The organism is Moorena producens PAL-8-15-08-1 (assembly GCF_001767235.1).
GTDB lineage: Bacteria > Cyanobacteriota > Cyanobacteriia > Cyanobacteriales > Coleofasciculaceae > Moorena > Moorena producens_A.
This window is the reverse complement of the sequence record NZ_CP017599.1, coordinates 4,928,464-4,950,005: the sequence shown is the minus strand read 5'-3', so window position 1 is coordinate 4,950,005 and position 21,542 is coordinate 4,928,464. Positions and strand designations below refer to the sequence as shown.

Here is a 21,542-nt window from a genome sequence, read left to right as displayed (position 1 = left end):
ATTTTAGAGGATATGGTGAAAGTTTATAGCGTTTCTATAATTTATGAGGTACACTTATGAACCTCAAAGTCTCCCTTGATAAGGGGTATTTAGGGGGATCCCTTTGTACCTCATGGCATAGAGAATTGCTATATCATACAGAACAATAAAACCACCAATAACCACCACCGCCAAGGCTGAGGGGACTAATGGTACCCAATACCCTTGTTTCAACAGACCTAAGCAGGACCCGTAGAGAATCGATAGAGCCAACAGCAACACACCCAAACGTATGGATGATTTACAGCGCCAACACACCAGACCAACCGTTAGGCACCAACCCCAAATCCAAACTACTTCAGCCCATGCGGGCCAATCTTGTATCAGGGGTCGCTGATCTAAAACAGCACTGAGAATCTGACTTACCATGTGGGCATGGAGAATTACCCCTGGTGTTTGATCCTCTATGTCATTACCTTTACTATAGGGTGTCAAAAAATAATCATCACGGCTGGGAGCAGTAACACCAATCAGAACAATTTTTCCCTTGAAGGCATCAGGATTGATCTGACTGTTTAGAACTTCAGAGAGAGTGACTTGGTGAACAAAATCCTCTGGAGATTTGTGAAAACGGTAATTCAGCATGATTTGGTGTCCCCAATCATCCAGGTTATGATAACTGCCAGTATGCTTGGTTAAGGGTGTAAAGACTACATCACCTAGCTGTAAGTATTCTTGATCGGTGTACGTGGGAAAGATGTCCTGTGCCACTAGATACCGCATGGCCAACTGGGTACTCAGAGCATAAGAAGCACTACAAACTGATGTTGGATCAGGGTTAAAGGCCAACAGATGGCGACGAATCACCCCGTCTGGGTCAGCTACAACATCACTAAAGCCCAAGTTGTGTTTCGGAACTTCTGGCGGTGGTGAAATTCCTGGATCGTCTTCATTACTGGCTTTGCACACTGCAACCAAATTCTCGCTTTCCTGTAGGAGCGTTCCCAAATCTTGGTAGTCTGGCGCTACAGAAAAATCACGATGAATATCTAGGCCAATGACTTTGGCTTGAGAGGAATTAAGTATCTCTAACAGTTGTTTGAGTGATCGGTCTGATAAGGAGGTATCTGGTCTTAAATCCGACTGCTGAGCTTCAATATCTTTTTCAGTAACCTCTACCACTATCAGACGGGAATCGGGAAACTCCGCTGGTCTTCGATTCATCAGGTGGTCGAAGGCTTTCAACTCCAAACCTTGCAGTAAACTGAGCTGCTGTATAACTATTAAGAAGCATGTAATTACCAAACTGCTCACTAATACCTTGACGAAGGTCAGGGGTGGGATTGGAGGTGGAGGTGGAGGTGAAGGTTTTGGAGTTGGAAGTGGAGGTGGTACCGGAACACTTTCCCTCAACTCTTTCCAAGTCGGTGGCTTGGCGGCGGGATTCTGACAAATTATCGGTAACCAAGTTGCACAAGGAAACTCATCTTCTATCCCTTGTAATCGTTCCCTAGCTTCCCGCACTGCTAAATAGAAAGACTGCCCCCCAGCAAAAGCGGTTAAAAAATATTTCAAAAATTCCTGTGAAACCCGGTCGGGTACCGGTTCTCGCATCACAATAATTTGGGGAATGTATAAATTAGCCAGATTCGAGGCTAAACCCAAGCCATCACAAGAATTAAAAATAGCGATTTTTAAGCCTTTTACAATTGCTCTGTTTAAGCCAAACTTTAACTGATTAATGGTTAAACTATCGGTTTTATTAATATAAATGTGACCCGTCTCTCCATCGTTTTTACTGGAACTATGTCCAGCAAAAAAGAGGATATCCCAGGATTGCTCCCAAAGGGCTTCATGGACTTGCTGGCGCTTGGGTTCTATAAGGAACGTGAGCTGAGCATCAGGTAATTGCTGTAGCAACTTCTGATCCGCTTCGGTATCAATACCAATACTATTGCCAATAATTGCTAAAATTCTCACCTTGGCGTGGGGCTTGGGATTTCCCTTGGCTGGTTCAAACTTTAAGGCACTTAAAGCAATTTCAGCCTTGGAATAGCGTTCCCAAAAATCCCACAGATGCCAGGGCAGTCGCCGTAAACAACTGTTCTCGGTTTGAATAATTAGACGGATTTCATCGGAGGGTGATAGTTGTTCGAGTAATTTCTCCTTAATCGGTCGAAATGGCTCTGAAGATAGCCAAGCATTTAAGCGATCGCCTAAGACTTGGGCAGCATTGTAGCACCGTTCCAGTTTAGATACATTCGTCACTTGTACCACTGATGCTTCTAAACGGGAACGTAACCCCAAACTGTGATAACTCGTTGTCCAACTTTGGCACGATTGCAGAATTTCAGGAGCAGGAGGTAGCCTGCCAGTGATTTCCAACAAGGGTCTTTTGCCCTCTTCCCAAATCTGTAAAGTGACTGGAAACCCTTTGTCAAAACAACCATCTCCTATCTTTAAGACAACTAATTTACCAATACTTCGCGTGTTATTGGTCATTGGTCATGGATCACTTGTGTTGCAGATGTGATTTGTCCCCTAATTTTACCTATTTATAGAGGTTTATATAAGTTTATAGAGGGTGTATCGGTGTCTTAGGATTGACCACTGAGTGATATCAAAACTGATATCAAACAAGACACCAGATAACCGATCTATTCCCGAAGGACTTTGAATTATAACGCTTTGAGTGGTGTGTCGATGGCTAAATTCGATAATTCCTAGATTGGCGGTAGGCCACACTATGGGATCAGATGGTAAAATCCTCAATAATCCTGGCATCGCCAAGGGCAACTTCGACACTAAATTGCTCTCCTGGTACACCACTAAACTGCAATTGAATGTAATTATCGATTTGTCTGGCTTGGGCTTCAAGAAAAACTGTTCCGGATGCATCCAGCACAGTGAGGGTGAGGTTGGCAGGCAAATAGGTTTTACTGCCGGTGGGATATACCTTGAGGCGAATATTTTGCTTGAGTTCAGATTCTGGCACAAGTTCCACCACCAAAGCCACGGGGGAACCAGCTAGCAATAGCCCTAAGTCGATTAACTTAGCCCGCCTAATGCCCACATCAAGATTTTCCTCTAGGGGTAACGCCTCAGTTGAGTCTAGACCAGCAGAGCGGAAAGCGAAAATTGGTTCGGGTGGGTTTAACAAGTTTTCCAAGCTTTCAAGAGTTTGCCAACCAGTTTCAACCACATTGTCTAACCATTGACTCAAGTTTACCCTTGTTCTGTGGGCAACAGCAGCAGGCTTGGGGGTTACCTGTGTCATGGGTGGATGAAAGTGATCGATTAAATCGTCAACAGGTCGTAGTTGACTAATGGATAACTCTTCGGTATCTGCAGTTGGAGTAAATCCCAACACTGTTCCCTCCGAGGATTGTTCATTAATCTCAACAACTACATACCCAATCCGATCAGACCAAACTTCGGGGGGAATATGGCAAACGGAATCTTGGGATTTGATTGCTCGGCATTCAATACGACCGATACCGGATATTTCCAAGTCTGCCACATTAGCTAACAGGCGTATAATAGGGTTCCAGCTGTCTGAGGCTTTTAAATCTGTAGGCATGCCCATCATTTGCATGTAATCATTGACAACCAACACAGCCAAGGTGTTGAGTCGAACTTGCTCAGCTTTTTGAGGGGTAGGCTGCTGCCTAGCAAATTGCTCAGCACGGCTGCGTGCATTGTTAGTAATGGGCAGAGGAAGGGCAAATTGTTCTAGGTTATGGGTGTTGTAGGTCATAGGAATTGTGTTTCTGTACTGATGTGAACACCTTGACTCAAGCAGGTTAAGGTTAAGGTAAGTCTTTTTAAGGAACCTCCTATTATAGATATCCCTCCGATTCTCCAAATTTACGCAAACGGGGCAAACATTGTCGCTGATAAAAGCTACTTAATGTAGAAATTGATACATTAAACTCTTCGGATAGGGTTTTCCAGCTAGTTTCTGGAGGCAAGCGTCGCAAAATTAAGACTTGGCAGGTGACCTCTCGATGACCTTTAATATGGGTAGTGCGTAGATCACTATCAACAGCCGCCGTTTCCACCCATTCCCTTATATCTTCGAGTAACGTAGGCACGTCCGGTGGAGCTGCCACACTATTGATCGGGTCAAGGTTTTCACCATTTTTACCCTTGCTAGGAGATACTCTGTTATTTTCTCGGTCTAGGTTCTTGATACGAAAGTCTTGGAGTCGTTTCTTCAAGTAGAAATTGAGCCAAGTGACCACACTGCCACGGCTAGAGTCGTAGGGATTACCGGTTTTACCTTCGCAAATATTCTGGCAAAAGTAAATCCAGGTTTGTTGGAGTGCGTCTTGATAGTAGGGACTATGTTCTTGCCAAAGTTTCTTATGGACTAAACGAATAATTTTTGTTAAGTTTTTTTGACGGTGAGCGCTTCCAGGTGGATGACTACATGCTGCGGTCACTAGCTGGTTGAGCTGCTCATAGAGTTGAGTCATAATGCGATCGCTCCGCCTTTGCTGATATTGCCTTTCCCCGAAAATACTATGTTCACATCAGTATGTATATCAAAGCTCGGGTCAGCCTCAGGTCTGTAATGTGAACTACTCCAGGATACTCGGAGTTTTGGTGAAGACTAAGCCAGTATTGATCTATTGACAGTAAGGGTATGATGTGTTAAACACTAGAAACTAGAAACTAGGCTTAACTATCTAACATCTAACATCTAATATTTAAAACTTATTGTTTAATAACCAAAAGCTAGCAGTTATTAACTAAAGCATTAAGTATAAAATACAACACTTTAATTAAAATTAAATTTCAACATCTAACACCTAATACCTAACACCTAAGCTAAGCAGTGATGTTTCCCAATTCCCAGAAATTTTTGATCAAATTTTCGGGAATCTCTGGAAGACACCTTGTAGTAAGTAAGTAACGTAGCTTTACTAGAGCTTGTCAAACATCTTGGACAGTTTTTGACATATGCCTCTAGGATTTCCTCCCAGTTGATGTACAGTAGCGGTTGTAGCAATAGTTGCAGCCGCTTTTTTTTTTGGAGGGTAATGGGTAATGGGCATTAGGCATTGGGGATTGGGGATTGGGGTAACCCAACCACAGTAGGTTCTGGCAGTGCGCCTTGCATCTTGCCTAACCACTCAATCAGGCTCTCTAGCTGTTTGTTGGTCTTGACCAGACCTAAACCACGAACCGTAACTTTACCAGGAGAATAGACAAAACGCGATCGCAAATGTTGGGGGAGGTTCTCTTGGAGTAACTTCCAGGCTGGTTCTTCCATGGGTGTTTCTAGGACAATGTGTTGTTTACCCTCTGGTCGAATTCGGGCAAATCCCAAAGACTTCCCTAACTGTTTTAGTTCCATCACCCGCAGTAATTGCTCTGCCACGGAGGGAATTGGACCATAGCGATCGCTCCAAGCTGCTGCGATCTGTGCTAACTCTTTCTCGGACCCTGCTGCAGCTACTGCTCGATAAGCACTAATTTTTTGATCTAAATCTGGAATATAGTCAGCGGGAATAAAGGCTGTGATCTGAATGTCAATCTGGGTATCATCTACTTGGGGAATTTCTTGCCCTTGAATTTCCCTAATCGCTTCTTGCAGCATTTCCATGTAGAGGTCAAAGCCAATGGCTTCCATCTGACCGGATTGTTCTACACCTAGGAGATTCCCCACCCCTCGAATTTCCATATCCCTGGTTGCTAACAGATAACCTGACCCGAGTTGAGTGAACTCCTGAATTGCTCGTAAGCGTTTTTTGGCTGCTTCTGAGAGTACCTTCTGGTTGGGATAAAGTAACCAAGCGTGGGCTTGAATCCCAGCCCGACCTACTCGTCCTCGCAATTGGTAGAGTTGGGAAAGACCAAATTTGTGAGCATCTTCGATCAAAATGGTGTTGACTCTAGGAATATCTAGCCCAGATTCAATAATCGTAGTACACACTAGGATATCTGCTTCACCGTTGCTAAAGGTGAGCATAATTGATTCTAATTCCGCTGGGTCGAGCTGACCGTGAGCAATGGCGATTCTGGCCTCAAGGATCATTTCCCTGAGTTCCGCAGCAACTTCTTCAATCCCTTCAACCCGAGGTACGACATAGAATACCTGACCACCTCGGTCAAGTTCCATACGAATGGCGGTGCGGACAGCTTCTGGTTTATAGGGCGATAAGTGGGTTTTAATGGGACGCCGTAAGGGGGGTGGTGTAGTAATCAAACTCATTTCTCGTACCCCCGATAAGGACATATAGAGGGTACGGGGAATGGGAGTAGCGCTGAGGGTCAATACATCTACCTGAGTTTTGAAAGATTTAATTTTTTCCTTTTGGTTAACACCAAACCGCTGTTCTTCATCTATCACCAGCAGCCCTAACTCTCGAAAAGTTACACTCTTCCCCAGCAACTGATGGGTACCTACCACCACATCTAACTCCCCAGTTTTAAGACGTTGGAGAATATCACGCCTTTCCTGGGGGGTACGAAAGCGGTTGAGTAGACCGACATTGATGGGGTAGGGAGAAAACCGTTCTTTGATGGTATGATAATGCTGCTGAGTCAGGATAGTGGTCGGGGCAAGGAAAGCTACTTGCTTGTTAGAAGTGACAGCTTTAAAAATAGCCCGAATTGCAACTTCTGTTTTACCAAACCCCACATCCCCACAAACTAAGCGATCCATAGGGCGATCGCTCTCTAAATCCCGCTTCACATCCTGTATCGCCTTGAGTTGGTCAGGAGTAGGTTGGTAGGGGAAAGAATCTTCTAATTCCTGCTGCCAAGGGGAATCCGGTGGAAAGCAATAACCAGACTGCTGTGCTCGCTGCGCATAGAGCTTCAGCAAATCCACCGCTACTTTCTTAATACTTTTACGGACACGATTTTTGGTTTTCTCCCAGGTTTTACCAGACATCTTGTGGAGTTGAGGCAAACCGGTACCTGTATGTCGAAACCGAGATAGTACCCCCAACTGATCCGCTGCCACCCGGAGCAAACCATCAGCGTACTTGATCACCAAATACTCGCGAGTTTCATTATTTATGCTTAATTTTTCCAGCTTGAGGAACTGACCGATCCCATGATTCTTGTGAACTACATAATCCCCTGGACGTAGCTTATTGGGGTCAACCTGTTGGGAGGCAGCACGGCGGCGCTTACGGATATAACTGGGAGTTGCCAAAGTATGCTGCCCAAAGAATTCCCGGTCAGTCACAACCACGATCCGGTAAGTAGGGAGGATAAATCCCTCTAGTTCTGCTAAGCCCGAATACTTGACCGCTACCGCTGTCCTCTGGATATTTAATTTCTCAATAGCTGGGTAATCTCGAGGGTTGGGGACAAACTGGGCAGGACAATCATGTTCTTGGAGCAGGGCAACAGAACGACTAGGTTGGGCAGAAACCAGCCAAATCGAGAAACGGCGATTGCTCTGCTCTCGCAGTACTTCTGCTAGTTTGGCAAACTGGTGGGGTGTTACTGGTACAGAGCGGCTAGCCAGATTAACAGCATTTTGGGTAGTTTCTTCTACCAATTCTGATAAATACAGGATTGGAGTCGCAGCAGGAGTTGAAGGTTGTTCGCGAACAACCTGGAACTGGTTAACCTTCAACTCTAGAGCATGATCAAAATAACGATGGAGAGAGGGCAGGGAATGATTCAGTTCCTCTAATTGTTCTTCGGCATGTTCCACCCAGCGATCGCAATGGGCAGCACACTGTTCTGGTTCATCAATGACAATTAAGGTATTTTCTGGCAGGTAATCCACTAGAGAGGCTGGCTGGTCAAAGGCAATACCCAAGAAACGGCGGCTACCCTCTAAAGACTGACCTGCCTCAAAAGATTCTTGCTCCTGAGGTGAGAGATAAGATTGGATTAGTTCTACCTTTGAGCTTCTCAGAACTTGGCTAATAATGTGACCAAAATCCGTGGGGGTCAGCACGATGCCGTCAATTTTATCCAGGGAACGCTGGGTTGCCGGGTCAAACTCCCGCAACTGCTCTAACTCATCTCCGAACCATTCCAGCCGCACTGGCAATTCTAAGGCTACCGGGAAAACATCTACAATATCACCGCGCCGACTCCACTGACCTTCTGTTTCTACTAGGGGAACCCGTTCATAACCCAGCTGTGCCAACTTTTGATCAAGGTTTTTCCCATCCCAAGTCATGCCCTGGTTAAGGGTAAGGCAGTAGGGCTTAAAGGCATCGACAGGGGGCAAGTGGGGTTGGAGTGCTGCTTGAGTGGCCACAATAGCCATCCCATCAGTTGAAGGTTGAACCAATGAAGGTTGTAAGTCAGAACTTTCAACTGGCAACCTGTCAACCTTCAACCTTTCGAGCAAATCTGCCAATACTTGCATTTGTCCCCAGGTCATTTCCGACTCTGGGTCAAAGGGTTCATAGGGGGATGCTTCTGAAGTGGGGTATAGGTGGACTGTACTCCAACCCATGGCTTCGAGTTGGGTTGCCCAGCGACTTGCTTCTTCTAGGGTGCTACAGACTACGAATAGGAGGCGTTGGTCTGCCTTGGCCAGGGCTGATGCTACTAAGCCCTTTGGCAAACGGGGAATACCATTCAGATATAGAGACTGTTGCCGATTTAGTTTGGTGAGTAGTTCACTGGTGAGAGGGGAGTGCTCTAGTGTCCGAATGATCGAGGAAAGTGCCATTAGTTCACTGGGTACTTGACAATAGGGCTTCCAGAATAGCTGTTTCTCTCATTTTACTAGGAATAGCAATGCCTGGGGCAAATTGACTGTTGTTGAATAGGTTAACTTATTTCACTAGTGGCCTTACCACTGGATGCAGGAGTGAATCCGGGTTCGTCGGTCTACATTAATTTATCTTGAATAAGCGGAAATCCGGTTTAGGTAAAGGATTCGGCTATAACAGTTTCAGGGGTGAAGACTTGATTTTTGACTAATCTTTAGAAGATTTAATTTTCCTAGGTTAGATTAAACAGATATTGCCGATCAAAATTTCAATTAATTTCTAGACAAAATAACAAAGATCTACCGATAAGAAATACATTACTGACTCAAGCAGCAATAATGGATAATACTGACTTGAATAACTTGAATAATAAAACTCCTCAGGTTCTCGTGGTTGATGATGAGAAGATCACACGCTTGGTGCTACGTCGTAGCTTGACAAAGGAAGGATATAAAGTCATTGAAGCTAGCAACGGTGAGCAATGTCTGAATATCTGTAAGGATAAATTGCCAGACATTGTGCTTTTAGATGCCAGAATGCCCATCATTGATGGATTTACCTGCTGTGCTAAATTGAAGGATAACTTTGGTTCCGAATGTCCTCCTATACTAATGATTACAGGCCTCAATGATGCGGACTCTGTAGAACGAGGGTTTGAAGCCGGTGTCACAGATTATATAACTAAGCCAATTCATTGGGCCGTTTTGCGACGAAGAGTACGTCGTTTGATTGAATCAAGTTGGACAATGACACAGTTAAAAATTGCCAATAAAGAGTTGGCACGCCTCGCTACTATCGATGGCTTAACCCAAGTTGCAAACCGCCGAGCCTTTGACGAGTATTTTAACAACGAATGGTATCGACTGGCACGGGAAGAAAAACCATTGTCTTTAGTTTTGTGTGACATTGATTTTTTTAAGCTTTACAATGACACTTATGGACACCAATCAGGAGATGAGTGTCTTAAACAAGTTGCTCAAATCCTTGGTCAATCAGCAAAGCGTCCAGCCGATCTCGTCGCTCGCTATGGAGGTGAGGAATTTGTGGTAATGTTGCCGAGTACTGATATACAAGGCGCTATTCAGGTAGCAGAGACAATTGAAACTAAACTCTACAAACAGGCGATCCCTCATTCGGGTTCTCTGGTGAGTGACATTGTTACCGTCAGCCTGGGGGGTGCTAGTACGATTCCCACAGTAAAATCGTCGCCAGAAAATTTATTTGCTGAGGCTGACAAAGCCCTATATCAGGCAAAACTTGCCGGAAGAAATCGCCTAGTTTCTGTTAACTACTAATTAAAATTTTAGGATTAATTAGAATAAAAAAAATCTTGACGCCAACTAGCATCTTTTCTACGATCAGTGGGCAATTCTAACACTCTAATGCCTTGGCTAGGAAGTGGGTTTAAAGCTTCCTTGAACTGCTGCCATGATTGAATCAGCTGGTGCTCTACTCCATAAGTCAGACACAACTGTGAAAAATTAACATCTTGGGGTGTGGCAAAGAATTCTTCAAAGGGTGGGTCAAATTTGGCAATGGGCAACATCTCGAAAATGCCACCACCATTGTTATTAATTAATATAATGGTTAAATGACCAAAAAACTTGTTTTTAATTAGGAAACCATTGGTGTCATGCAAAAATGCTAAGTCACCCGAAAGCATCACACTGCTTTGATTACGATGAGCAATACCTAAAGCTGTTGATAAGGTACCATCAATTCCATTAGCGCCCCGATTAAACCAAGGTCGAATCCTGGTGTTACCAGGTTTCCAAAAGAACTCCACATCTCTGACTGGCATACTGTTAGCAATAAATAGAGGTGTTTCCGGTGGTAGACATTGGGAGAGTAACCAAGCTACTTTTCCTTCAAACAACTGACTCATGCTAGTCATTGTTTGGTCAACCTTTGCCCTGACCTTCCCTTCAGCCTCACACCACTTTTGTAGGTAAAGTTGGGTTGCAGATTGCAGGTTGGTCTTGGTTGCAGCTTGCAGGTTATCAGCTTGCAGGTTATCAGCTTGCAGGTTATCTGGTTGCAGGTTAGAACCGTCAACCTTCAACGGTTGAGAGCTGTCAACCGTCAACCTGTCAACCTTCAACTTGTCAACCTTCAACTGGTTAACTTTCAACTCCTTTACCCATATCCCCAGTTGTTCTACACTCATCCGCAGATGAGTTGTTTTGCCATGGAGGGGGTCGAGGTTGTGGTGGCTAGGGTCAATCACCCAACGTCGCGGTTGACATTTATCCAACCAAGCACGCAATTCTTTGCTAATGGGTAGTTCACCGATGTGAATAACCATTGTGGGTTTTAGCTGTTGCGCTAATGCTGGATTACGTAGTATCAAGTCATAGGTGGAAATTAGATCGCGGTTGAGGTCACAATAGTTTCTTACCGGTGAGAGCCCTTCTGCTAATACAGGCCATCTTAAGGTTTTGGACAAGGATGCGATCGCATTACAATAGTCTTTCGGATTTTGGGGTTGAGCTGGACCTGCGATAATTATTCCTTTCTGGGATTCTTGCCACTGCTGTATGACTTTAGCGATTGCAGGTTGCAGGTTATAAGTTGTAGGTTGCAGGTTGTCAGTTACAGCTTGCTCCTGACAGTGAGCGAAGAATTCTTCTGGTTGTAATTGGGATTTTAATGGGTTAGTGGTTGTGTCGGGAATAGGTGGGAGGGGGTCACGGAAAGGTAGATTTAAGTGTACTGGACCAGGGGTAGGAAAATGTGTTAGTGGAGTGCTGCCAAAGGAGGCTCGCTCCCAAGCATGAACTACGGTTTGCCGTAGATAACGGAGCATACTGATATCAGCTTGAGGGACCGCTAGGGTACTTTGCCAGTTGGGATAGTTGCCGTATAATTTGATTTGGTCAATGCTTTGTCCGGAATGACAATCTTGCAGTTCTGGGGGACGGTCAGCAGTCAATACCAATAGTGGTACTCGGCTTTCTCTGGCTTCAATCACAGCGGGATAGAAATTAGCCCCAGCTGTGCCAGAGGTACAAACCAGTACAACTGGTTTTCCCGATTGTCGAGCAATGCCTAAGGCGAAAAAGCTGGCTGAACGTTCATCTAGAACTGGAATTGCCTCGATCTGTGGGTGTTGAGCAAACGCAACAGTTAGAGGGGTTGAGCGTGACCCTGGACAGATGATTGCTGTGGTCAATCCCAACCGCTGTAGGGTTTCTACCAGGATGGAAGCCCAGAGGCTATTGGTGTTGCGAAAATCAATAGGCATTTTATTTGCATATTTTAAATTTTGATTCTATGTTGTTGAAGGTTGAAGGTTGAAGGTTGAAGGTTGAAGGTTGAAAATTTCAAGTTTAAGCTTGACTACCCTAATCCCTAATCCCTACTCCCTACTCCCTACTCCCTACTCCCTAAAAAAAATCTCTGACATTTTTAACAAATTCATTGACATTCTCAAAATGGATGTTATGTCCACAATCAGCAATGACCTTTAACTGAGCTTCTGGACAAATTGTTACTATTTCTGAGTTAATTGATTTAAATTTATGATCATAGTCTCCGACTAGCAAAAGCAAAGGAACTTGATTATTAGGAAGTGATTCCCACAGAGATGGTTGGCATCCTGTACTCATATGACGCAGAGATTTAGCTAATTCCAGAGGGTTATTTTGTTGTCGAATCTTGATAATTTGTTCAAAATTAGGGTGCTGCTTGAGGGAGGTGAACAGAGGCTGATTGTACCAATTTGATAAGAAGGTCAATAAATCTCCAGTTTCCAATTTTTCGGCAATTTGCCAATCTCGTTGACGGCGTTTTAATTGTTCTGCTTCAGTCTTTAGCCCTGGAGATGCTGATTCGAGTACTACTTTACTAAAACATTGGGGGAAATGAAGGGTCATGTAGAGAGCCAATCGACCTCCCATAGAATACCCAACTAAAAAGCATGGTTCAAAGTTTAACTGCTCTAGTAAGTTCTTTAAGGCGTGAGCAGTCTTTGGCATGGTGTAGCACTCATCCCCACCGAAAACTTTGGTTTTACCATGACCAGGTAAATCAACAGCTAGACAACAAAATTCCTCACAAAATAATGATATTGCTTCATCAAATTCCTGGCTGCTACCCATGAATCCATGGCAAAAAAGAATCCGTGGTTGCTCTCGGTTTCCTCTTAACTCATAGTTAAATTGATATCCCATTTATCAAAACTAATTGTTATAATTCATAATAGCTAAATTATTGTATAGCAATTCTACGACTTGTGAGGTACAAATTTCTGGTTTTTAGGGAGCAGGGAGCAGGGAGCAGGGAGCAGGTAAGAGGTAAGAGGTAAGAGGTAAGAGGTAAGAGGGAAGAGGTAAAAAATAATGTGTACCTCATAGCTACGATAAACGCTATAACTGATTATCCAACAGCAACCACCAATGAACACAGGGTTAAACTAAGGCTTTAAGAAGCACCATGAGCTTCAGGTTAATTTCCGCAAGTTCTTTATTGGGATCAGAGCCAGCAACAATTCCAGCACCAGCGTAGAGCCGAGCGTGATTACCTGCTATCAAAGCAGACCGAATCCCAACAATAAATTCACTATTGCCTTGATAATCTATCCATCCGAGGGGAGCAGCATACAGAGAACGGTCAAAGGTTTCGTAGTGTCGGATTTGCTCACAAGCAATTTTGGTAGGAACACCAGCCACTGCTGGAGTAGGATGCAGTTTCGCTATAATATCTAGGGGATTGACATCAGCTGGTAATGCTGCTTTAATCGGAGTCCATAAATGCTGAATATTGGACAGTTTCAGCAGTTGGGGAGATGGCGAAAAATCTAGTTCCAAACCCAGTTGACAAAGACGTTGGATAATAAATTCACTGACTGCGTTATGTTCACGTCTCTCTTTTTCACTACTAAGTAATTGGTTCGCCAAATCCGCATCTTCAGCTGGGGTTTGACCTCGTGGAGCAGACCCTGCTAAAGCATCTGTCACTAACTGATGGTCGTAAATACTAATCAGACGTTCAGGACTAGCGCCAATAAAGTTTTTGCCTTTGCCGTTACTGATGGAAAAAATATAGCAATCTGGATAGTTATGGCGCAAATTGTCCAGAGAATCTACCAGATTAAAGGGTATTGGTGAGACCACATCCACGGCTTGGGAAAGGACAATTTTGCTAAATTGATTAGCTTGGATAGATTTTAAGGCTGATGAAACCGATAACTTGAAGTCTTTGGCTTTTTTTGAATCTTGCTTGAGAAATTGATGATGGTTAGCCTTACCAGTAAAACAGTAGAGCAGACGACCAGAAGAGGTGATTAGATTGAACTGCCGACCTAGGCTTTCGACCAGCCAATCCAGATTAACTTGAGAATTGATTTCAAGATTAGCCACTACTACACATCGGCTTTGACAAAGTGAAATTTGCCAGCGAGGTATAAAAATAGTGGCAGATGGGAAAGGGTTGTTAATATTAAACTTATCACCAAAAAACGTAAAGCTACAGAAGAAATGAGGTCCAGCCAATCGCTGATCCATTTTACCACTAATTATGGTGTTAGCTAGACATGAGTCGATAAATCTTTGGGCTTTATAGAAGCGTTGCTCACCAGCTAACTTAATCGAGACAGCCGCATCAATAGCAACAATTGATTTTTGATTACTTCTATTTTCAAAATAGAAGTGTAGGGGCTCGGGCGTGGCGGCAAAAGGAGCCGCTCTATCCCGAATTGCCTGAAAAACCGCCAGTGGGTCGAGGGGGGAAATTTCTTGAGAAATACTGGCAATTTTGGCAATACCTTGTTTTTGAGATTTTTTCTGGCAGGCTAAGAGAAACTGATGTAACTCTTTAGCCTCATGAAAGAGGTGAGCAGGGCAGGGAATGACTGACATATATAGCCTTTCTTGAATTACAGGAGTGTTTACCTCAATGAACGACAACACTTGGCGATTGGCCGTAGGCCACGCTGCGCGAACGCTCTTTACTACATCTTTCTTAATTTGTATTTACATAACTTATTTAATTCACAGACTTTATAGTGACTAATGATCAATTATCAGCATGTTTGGCAATTAAGAAAAGCAGGGTAAGGGCAAAAATCAATAAATAGGGGGTATTATCGCAACTATTGAAAAATTATTGCAATAATTTTTATGATCAAGGCTTACTATGGTTATAATCCTTGCTCTATTCTTGATGCAGCGCGGTCATGGGGGGAACCCCCATGACCGCGCTGCATCGATATCACATTTTGGTTTAATTTTTCTTGCCCTTACCCTAGAATTGCTCAGCATCATTTTTTTAATTTTAATGATCAGCCCTAGTTTTGGTAGGCAAAATGTTGGTAATCCAAACCAACATTTATTGGGTCATTAGTCAAGACGGAAATCAAGGGGATACCAGTATAGATAATCCCTGATTAATTTTTCCAACCTACTACAATTGACACTCCCCGGTCTAAAGACGCGGGGATTCTTCAATCAATGACCCGACTTGCTGAACCTGGCCGGAGCCAAGAACAGTAGAGGTCAGGTCTCCCGAAGCGTTCGGATCAATGATCCAGGTTCCGGTATGCCCTACCGTACCCAAAGCTCTGTTAAGGATGTTGACTGCGGCGTTGTAATCGCGATCCATCCTACAACCACACTTGCAAGCGTGAGTTCTGGTTGATAGCGACTTCTTCACAACCTCGCCACAGCTAGAACAATTTTGGCTAGTGTAGGCAGGGTTGACTGCAACAGTGACTCTGCCAAACTTTTTCCCAAAGTGCTCCAGCCATTTTCTAAATTGATACCAACCTGCGTCACTAATAGACTTAGCAAGACAATGATTTTTGAGCAAATTCTTTACTCTCAAATCTTCGTAGGCGACCAAGTCGTTAGACCGGATTACGCAGCGCGCCAGTCTCTTGGCGTGCTCTTCACGTTGCCTGCTTATTTTGAGATGTTGCCTGCCAAGTCTATTGATAGCTTTCTTACGGTTAGCTGAGCCTTTCTTTTTTCGGGAAACTCGGCGTTGATAAAACTTTAGACGCTTTTCCCCTGTTCGATAAAATCTTGGTAATGCTTCTGAATTACCATCGGAATCAGTGTATAATTCTTTCAATCCTACATCCAATCCAATAGTCCTTCTCGACGGCTCTATCTCCTCGTTATTGTTAACTGATACACAAAACTGGACATAATAACCGTCAGCTCTTTTAACAATCCGAACTCGCTTGATCTGCTTCTTGTCAAATCGCCACAAGTCCCAAGTACCTTTGAGCTTAAGCTTCCCAATTCCTTTCTTATCAGTGAATGTAATTGACTTTTTGTCGGGAGACAATTTCCATCCCGACTGCTTGTATTCAACCGACCTGCAATGTTTTTGAAATCTGGGGAACCCCTTCTTACCTGGTACTTTTTTCTTGCAGTTGTCGTAGAAACGGGCAATTGATGACCATGCTCTTTCAGCCGCAGCTTGTCGAGCTGTTGAGTTTAATTCGTTGGCAAAGGAGAAGTCTTTGGCTAAGGTTTTGCAATACTTATTTAAATCGTATTTAGTCAGCCCCTTATTATCTATCCACAATCGAAGGCAACTATTCCGTACGAACTTCACAGTCCGAATAGCTTCATCTATGGATTGATACTGCTGCTTTTTCCCGTATGCCTTAAACTCAAGTATGATCATCAGAACTCGACCTCTTCTGTTATGTATTTATGCTAGCACTTTTAAGACAAATTGACAAACCATTTTATTACAGTCTTGTCAGAGGTACAAGTTTTCCCACAAACAAAAGGCGGCTGAAGCCGCTCTAAGCTTTCATCCCCGCTCTAAAAATGCGGGGTTTTCATCTGTTAAATTACCAATAAAAAGCTGCCCTTTTGGGTAGACACCACTTCAGTTTTGATGAAGCCTACTTCTCTTAAAAGGCTAAGCCTACCAATTTAGATGGCAGTCCAAATCTTTGCTGTTTCGACTTGATCTCTAGAGTATCCCGTCCTAGCACTTTTACATTACTGGTCATACTTTTTAGTCATACTTTTGAGGATTGCTTACAAGACTTACAGGGTGCGTTAATAAGGCACCCTACTACTTATAGAGTTTAGGGTTCAGTTTTGCGTAAGTCCTATAGTAATAGGAGTTATTTTACAACTTTATTTAATATTTTGTAAATTTTATTTACAAAAATTGACGTATTATCAATTCACGACCTTGCTTGGGATTAATGGTATTCTGCTAGTCAGCCCCTTAACACCGTTGAAGACCGTTGACCCAAAGCTTGAACAGTCCCAGCAGTATTGGTTGATGGTGTGACGGTCAGTCTAGCACGACTTGCATTCATATTCCGGGACTATTATGACAACAAACACAATTAAAATTCCTAACTCCAAACGGAAATTGTGGCTAGCAGCCATCAAGCCCCCCATGTATAGCGTGGCAATTATCCCAGCTTGGGTGACAGCTGCTGTGGCATGGTTTGAGACCAATCACCTCAATTGGAAGATATTTTTGACATTTGTCAGTGCTTCGATTCTGATTCTGGCTTGGGAGAATCTGAGTAACGATGTGTTTGACTCTGAGACTGGGATTGATAAAAACAAAGCTCACTCGATAGTCAACCTGACAGGAAACAAATCGTTGATTTTTTGGCTAGGGAACCTGTGTTTAGGACTGGGTATCCTTGGGATGCTACTGATCTGCTGGTGGCAGCAAGACTTAACGGTGATGGCGTTAGTACTCCTATGCTGCAGCCTTGGCTATATCTACCAAGGACCTCCCTTTCGCCTGGGTTACCAAGGTCTAGGAGAGATACTGGTGTTTTTGAGCTTTGGTCCGTTAGGTATGTCAGCTGCCTACTATAGTCAAACCCAGAGTTGGTCTGTGACTAACCTGGCGGCATCGATAATTGTGGGTCTGGCGACTACGTTAATTCTATTTTGCTCCCATTTTCACCAAGTAGAGGATGATATAGCAGCTGGGAAGCGATCGCCTATGGTTCGCCTTGGCACCAAACGGGGTGCTCAACTGTTGCCCTGGATTTGTGGAAGCCTATTCGCTGCTACTGCTGGGTTTGTGCTCATGGGGCTATTCCCCCTATGGACATTACTCAGTTTGGTAGGATTGCCCTTTGCTATCAAGCTTTGCCGCCATGTTAACGCTAATTACAACCAACCGGAAAAGGTGAGTAATTGTAAGTTTATTGCCGTAGCGCTACATTTTTGGAGTGGACTCTTGTTGGGTGTCGGTTTCTTAATTAACCTGAATTAACCTTATTAATTAACCTTAATTACACGAATCATGTCAGACCAATCCCAGGCGATTCAGGGAATTTTTGATAATATCTCTTCTAACTATGACCAGCTAAATGACTGGATCAGTTGGGGTCAGCATCGAATTTGGAAGCTGATGACGGTTAAATGGGCTGAGCCTAAGCCAGGAGATACCTGTGTTGACCTGTGTTGTGGCAGTGGAGACCTGACTCGACTATTAGCCGAGAGAGTAGGCACTCTAGGAAAGGTGTATGGAGTAGATTTTGCTCCCCAGATGTTAGCGATCGCAAAACAAAAATCCTCTGAACCACACATTGACTGGCAAGAGGCGGATGTTTTAGATTTACCATTTGCTGACAATACCTTTGACGGAGCAACTATGGGATATGGATTACGTAATGTCGTAGATATTCCCAAGAGCCTAAAGGAAATTTACCGTATTCTTAAACCAGGCGCTAAAGCAGCAATTCTTGACTTTCACTTACCGTCTCAGCCTCTGTTTCGGCAGTTTCAACAGTGGTATATGGAAACTATTGTTGTTCCCCTAGCCAGTCAGCAAGGACTTGAGGAAGAGTATGCCTATATCTGGCCGAGTGTACAGCGATTCCCCCGTGGTCCGGAGCAAGAATCTTTAGCACGGCAAGTAGGTTTTCGTGCAACTCACTACCCCATTGTTGGCGAAACCTTAGGAGTATTGGTATTAACTAAACCTGGAAGTGTTGAATCGGGAATCGGGAATCGGGAATCGGGAATCGGGAATCGGGAATCGGGAATCGGGAATTGGGATGCAGCGCAATAGCAATTAGCAATTCCAGCGTTTTTCATAACTATTAGGTACACAGTATTTTTTCCCTATTCCCTCTTACCTGTTCCCTGTTGCCTGTTACCTGTTCCCTAAAACCCAGGAATTTGTACCTCACCCAATTGCAAACCGCTGTAATAAATGACCAATTATAAGTTCAAGTTTCACCCATACCAGCGTCCCTTTAAACATCCGTTGTCTACCAGTCATGGCCAATGGACAGTCAGAGAAGGTATCATTCTTAGCCTTAGTGATGAAATAGGGAACATTGGCTGGGGTGAAATTGCTCCTATCCCTTGGTTTGGTTCGGAAACTCTGGAACAAGCCTTTAATTTTTGCGAGCAATTACCTCAGGAGATTACTACAGAGGAGATTTTCGCTATTCCTGCTGAACTGCCCTGCTGTCAATTTGGGTTTGAATCTGCTTGGGAGCTAGTGATTGGCAAAGGACTTTCGACAAAGGACTTTGAACAAAGCAAACAACACTACAGTTACCTGTTGCCGAGTGATCAAACAGCAAAACAGTCCTGGGAAGCTCCCTGGAATCAGGGATACCGAAGCTTTAAATGGAAAATTGGTATTGCTCCGATTGAGGATGAAGTCAAGATAGTTCAGGAGTTGGTTGAAGCAATACCTGCTTCTGGCCAATTGCGTTTGGATGCCAATGGGGGATTGACTAAACAAGAAGCTGATCAGTGGCTGATGGTATGTGAAACTATCGGAGCGGTTGAGTTTATCGAACAGCCGCTACCTCCAGAGCAGTTCGATGTGATGTTGGAGATGAGCCACAACTATTCCACTGCGATCGCATTGGATGAATCGGTGGCAACCCTTGACCAACTTGAACAGTGTTACCAGCGGGGATGGCGAGGCATTTTTGTGATTAAACCTGCGATCGCAGGTTCTCGGAAACGATTACGGCAGTTTTGCGACACCTATCCGATTGATACCGTTTTTTCATCAGCCTTGGAAACTACCATTGGTCAACAAGCGGTTCTCCAGTTAGCAGCAGAACTCTCTGACTTCAAGCGCGCTGTAGGTTTTGGTGTCAACCATTGGTTTAATGAAGGTTGAACGCGATCGCGTGGCCGAAAGGCCAAGGTTGGAATGTTGAAGGTTGGAATGTTGAAGGTTGGAATGTTGAAGGTTGGAATTTTGAAGGTTATTGGGTGTTAAGGTTATTTGGTTAGATGGTTGAAGCTTTAAAGAGTAAATGTGGGGAAGATTCATACGTCCAGCAGCCCCTAAGCTATGTCCAACACCGTTCTGGTGAACAATGGCTGATTGGTTATGACAGTCAGCAACTTAACCAACTCATTGAGCAATACTGTCAGCAATTCTCCCAACTTTCCCAGGAAAAAGCACCGAAAATTCTTTTAGTAGAGCAAAGTCCTCTTAAATTTATCGCTGCTTTCGTAGCTGCTGTTGCCAGTACTTGTTATGTCTTCTTAGGGAATCCCCACTGGGTAAAACCAGAATGGCAACAAGTCCTTAACCAAATCCATCCCGATCTAATTATCGGAGAATTAGCCAGTATTATTGAGCCATCACTACTCAATAATCAACAATCAAGGCTCAATAGTCAATATTCAATCATCAATAATCAGCCCTCAGCACTCATTATGATTCCCACAGGGGGCTCATCTGGCAAAATCCGCTTTGCCATTCACACTTGGAAAACCTTAATGGCATCAGTAGCAGGGTTTGATCAGTATTTTGGGAACAAGCCAGTGAATTCCTTTTGTGTCTTGCCTCTGTATCATGTCAGTGGTTTGATGCAGTTTATGCGATCGCTTACCACAGGCGGACGTATGGTAATTTTGCCCTTTAAAGCCTTGAAAGCTGGCAAAGGACGAGACATTGATCCCAAAGAATTTTTTATCTCTCTGGTACCGACTCAACTAGCCAAGCTCATCAACCAAGATGCGGCTGAGTGGTTATCCCGCTTTCGGACAGTCTTGTTAGGGGGTGCTCCGGCTTGGGAATCCCTATTAACGCAAGCAAGACAGTATCGTATTCCTTTAGCTCTGACCTATGGCATGACCGAAACCGCTTCTGGTGTAGTCACCCTTAAACCTGAGGATTTCCTCAGTGGTAATAGTGGTAACAATAATAGTTGTGGTCACGTGTTACCCCATGCCAAGGTCAAGATTCGCAATGGTACTGGGGAAATCGTGGAGGCGCTCTCTACCGGTGTGATTACTATTGAGGCAAAGTCCTTATGCCATGGCTACTATAGCCCTAGCACAAATCTCGCCCTAGAGTCTGAGCTAAGTAAATTTCCCAACAGAGTCCAAACGCTACAATCGGACGATTTAGGCTATTTCGATCAACAGGGTTACTTATATACTGTTGGCCGTCGCAGTAACAAAATTATTACCGGTGGTGAAAATGTATTTCCCGCTGAGGTAGAACAGGTAATTCGTGGCACAGGGCTCGTGAGTGATGTTTGTGTGATTGGCTTACCCGATGACTATTGGGGTCAAGTGGTAACCGCTGTTTTTGTGCCTAGTTCCGATCAGGTTTCTGTTGCGATGGTGCAACAGAACGTAGAGGGGAATTTAAGTAAATTCAAGTGTCCTAAGGATTGGGTAGCGGTAGAATCTTTACCGCGCAATGGTCAAGGAAAATTGAATTATGAGCAAGTGAAAGTTATAGCGCGAGACTGTTTAAGTAATTGAAACTCAACGAAATCAATCAGGTGAAGGTAAATTGTTAGGCTGGAAATAAATGCGATCGCTTCTTGATGTAGTCGCGCTTTGGGTTAAACCCCCTGTTCCCTTACTGCATCGCTATTGCATGCCTTTTGCCTTGCGCGTAGCGCTATAACTGCCTCAACCC

Annotated in this window: 16 protein-coding genes; 6 read left to right on the top strand and 10 right to left on the bottom strand. The window is 44.0% G+C overall.

The window, feature by feature from the left end:
- Positions 1 to 63 precede the first annotated feature (63 nt).
- The 4 genes from BJP34_RS18190 to mfd form a co-directional block, all read right to left on the bottom strand.
- Positions 64 to 2,481 (bottom strand): CHASE2 domain-containing protein, encoded by a 2,418-nt coding sequence (locus BJP34_RS18190; protein WP_229423923.1) that lies wholly within the window; start codon positions 2,479 to 2,481, stop codon positions 64 to 66.
- Positions 2,482 to 2,731: 250 nt separating this feature from the next.
- Positions 2,732 to 3,736 carry a DUF1822 family protein gene (locus tag BJP34_RS18185; RefSeq protein ID WP_070393565.1) on the bottom strand — a complete coding sequence of 335 codons (1,005 nt, stop codon included), beginning with the start codon at positions 3,734 to 3,736 and terminating at the stop codon, positions 2,732 to 2,734.
- Between the two features lie 82 nt (positions 3,737 to 3,818).
- Positions 3,819 to 4,457 carry a hypothetical protein gene (locus BJP34_RS18180; protein WP_070393564.1) on the bottom strand — a complete coding sequence of 213 codons (639 nt, stop codon included), beginning with the start codon at positions 4,455 to 4,457 and terminating at the stop codon, positions 3,819 to 3,821.
- 581 nt (positions 4,458 to 5,038) lie between these two features.
- On the bottom strand, positions 5,039 to 8,638 hold the full coding sequence (gene mfd, locus BJP34_RS18175; protein ID WP_070393563.1) for a transcription-repair coupling factor: 3,600 nt from the start codon (positions 8,636 to 8,638) through the stop codon (positions 5,039 to 5,041).
- A 381-nt stretch (positions 8,639 to 9,019) separates the two neighbouring features.
- On the opposite strand from mfd, the gene BJP34_RS18170 reads away from it, so the two are divergent.
- Positions 9,020 to 9,976 (top strand): response regulator, encoded by a 957-nt coding sequence (locus BJP34_RS18170; RefSeq protein ID WP_070393562.1) that lies wholly within the window; start codon positions 9,020 to 9,022, stop codon positions 9,974 to 9,976.
- 14 nt (positions 9,977 to 9,990) lie between these two features.
- Here BJP34_RS18170 and menD read toward each other — a convergent pair whose 3' ends face one another.
- The 4 genes from menD to BJP34_RS18155 form a co-directional block, all read right to left on the bottom strand.
- Positions 9,991 to 11,925, bottom strand: a complete 1,935-nt coding sequence (menD, locus tag BJP34_RS18165) for a 2-succinyl-5-enolpyruvyl-6-hydroxy-3-cyclohexene-1-carboxylic-acid synthase (RefSeq protein WP_070393561.1) — start codon at positions 11,923 to 11,925, stop codon at positions 9,991 to 9,993.
- A 142-nt stretch (positions 11,926 to 12,067) separates the two neighbouring features.
- A complete protein-coding gene (gene menH / locus BJP34_RS18160; protein ID WP_070393560.1) occupies positions 12,068 to 12,853 on the bottom strand; it encodes a 2-succinyl-6-hydroxy-2,4-cyclohexadiene-1-carboxylate synthase in 786 nt (261 codons plus the stop codon).
- Between the two features lie 37 nt (positions 12,854 to 12,890).
- Complete coding sequence (locus tag BJP34_RS40125; protein ID WP_158517281.1) at positions 12,891 to 13,034, bottom strand: hypothetical protein; 144 nt, start codon at positions 13,032 to 13,034, stop codon at positions 12,891 to 12,893.
- Positions 13,035 to 13,090: 56 nt separating this feature from the next.
- Positions 13,091 to 14,539 (bottom strand): isochorismate synthase, encoded by a 1,449-nt coding sequence (locus BJP34_RS18155; protein WP_070393559.1) that lies wholly within the window; start codon positions 14,537 to 14,539, stop codon positions 13,091 to 13,093.
- A 304-nt stretch (positions 14,540 to 14,843) separates the two neighbouring features.
- On the opposite strand from BJP34_RS18155, the gene BJP34_RS18150 reads away from it, so the two are divergent.
- On the top strand, positions 14,844 to 15,023 hold the full coding sequence (locus BJP34_RS18150) for a hypothetical protein (RefSeq protein ID WP_149031038.1): 180 nt from the start codon (positions 14,844 to 14,846) through the stop codon (positions 15,021 to 15,023).
- Between the two features lie 81 nt (positions 15,024 to 15,104).
- On the opposite strand, the gene BJP34_RS18145 is transcribed toward BJP34_RS18150, so the two are convergent.
- Entirely contained in the window at positions 15,105 to 16,316 is a 1,212-nt protein-coding gene (locus BJP34_RS18145) for an RNA-guided endonuclease InsQ/TnpB family protein (RefSeq protein ID WP_070393557.1), read from the bottom strand.
- 669 nt (positions 16,317 to 16,985) lie between these two features.
- On the opposite strand from BJP34_RS18145, the gene menA reads away from it, so the two are divergent.
- From menA to BJP34_RS18130, 3 genes are all read left to right on the top strand, one after another.
- Entirely contained in the window at positions 16,986 to 17,897 is a 912-nt protein-coding gene (menA, locus tag BJP34_RS18140) for a 2-carboxy-1,4-naphthoquinone phytyltransferase (protein ID WP_070393556.1), read from the top strand.
- 30 nt (positions 17,898 to 17,927) lie between these two features.
- Positions 17,928 to 18,698, top strand: coding sequence for a bifunctional demethylmenaquinone methyltransferase/2-methoxy-6-polyprenyl-1,4-benzoquinol methylase UbiE (ubiE, locus tag BJP34_RS18135; protein WP_149031037.1), 771 nt, complete (start codon positions 17,928 to 17,930; stop codon positions 18,696 to 18,698).
- 144 nt (positions 18,699 to 18,842) lie between these two features.
- Positions 18,843 to 19,775: an o-succinylbenzoate synthase gene (locus BJP34_RS18130; RefSeq protein WP_070393555.1), complete on the top strand. Its 933-nt coding sequence runs from the start codon at positions 18,843 to 18,845 to the stop codon at positions 19,773 to 19,775.
- Here the strand turns inward: BJP34_RS18130 and BJP34_RS50480 are convergent.
- A complete protein-coding gene (locus tag BJP34_RS50480; protein ID WP_418904051.1) occupies positions 19,704 to 19,931 on the bottom strand; it encodes a pentapeptide repeat-containing protein in 228 nt (75 codons plus the stop codon). The two genes, BJP34_RS18130 and BJP34_RS50480, sit on opposite strands and share 72 nt — an antisense overlap.
- On the opposite strand from BJP34_RS50480, the gene BJP34_RS18125 reads away from it, so the two are divergent.
- A complete protein-coding gene (locus BJP34_RS18125) occupies positions 19,892 to 21,382 on the top strand; it encodes a 2-succinylbenzoate--CoA ligase (protein WP_193431263.1) in 1,491 nt (496 codons plus the stop codon). The two genes, BJP34_RS50480 and BJP34_RS18125, sit on opposite strands and share 40 nt — an antisense overlap.
- Positions 21,383 to 21,542: the final 160 nt, after the last annotated feature.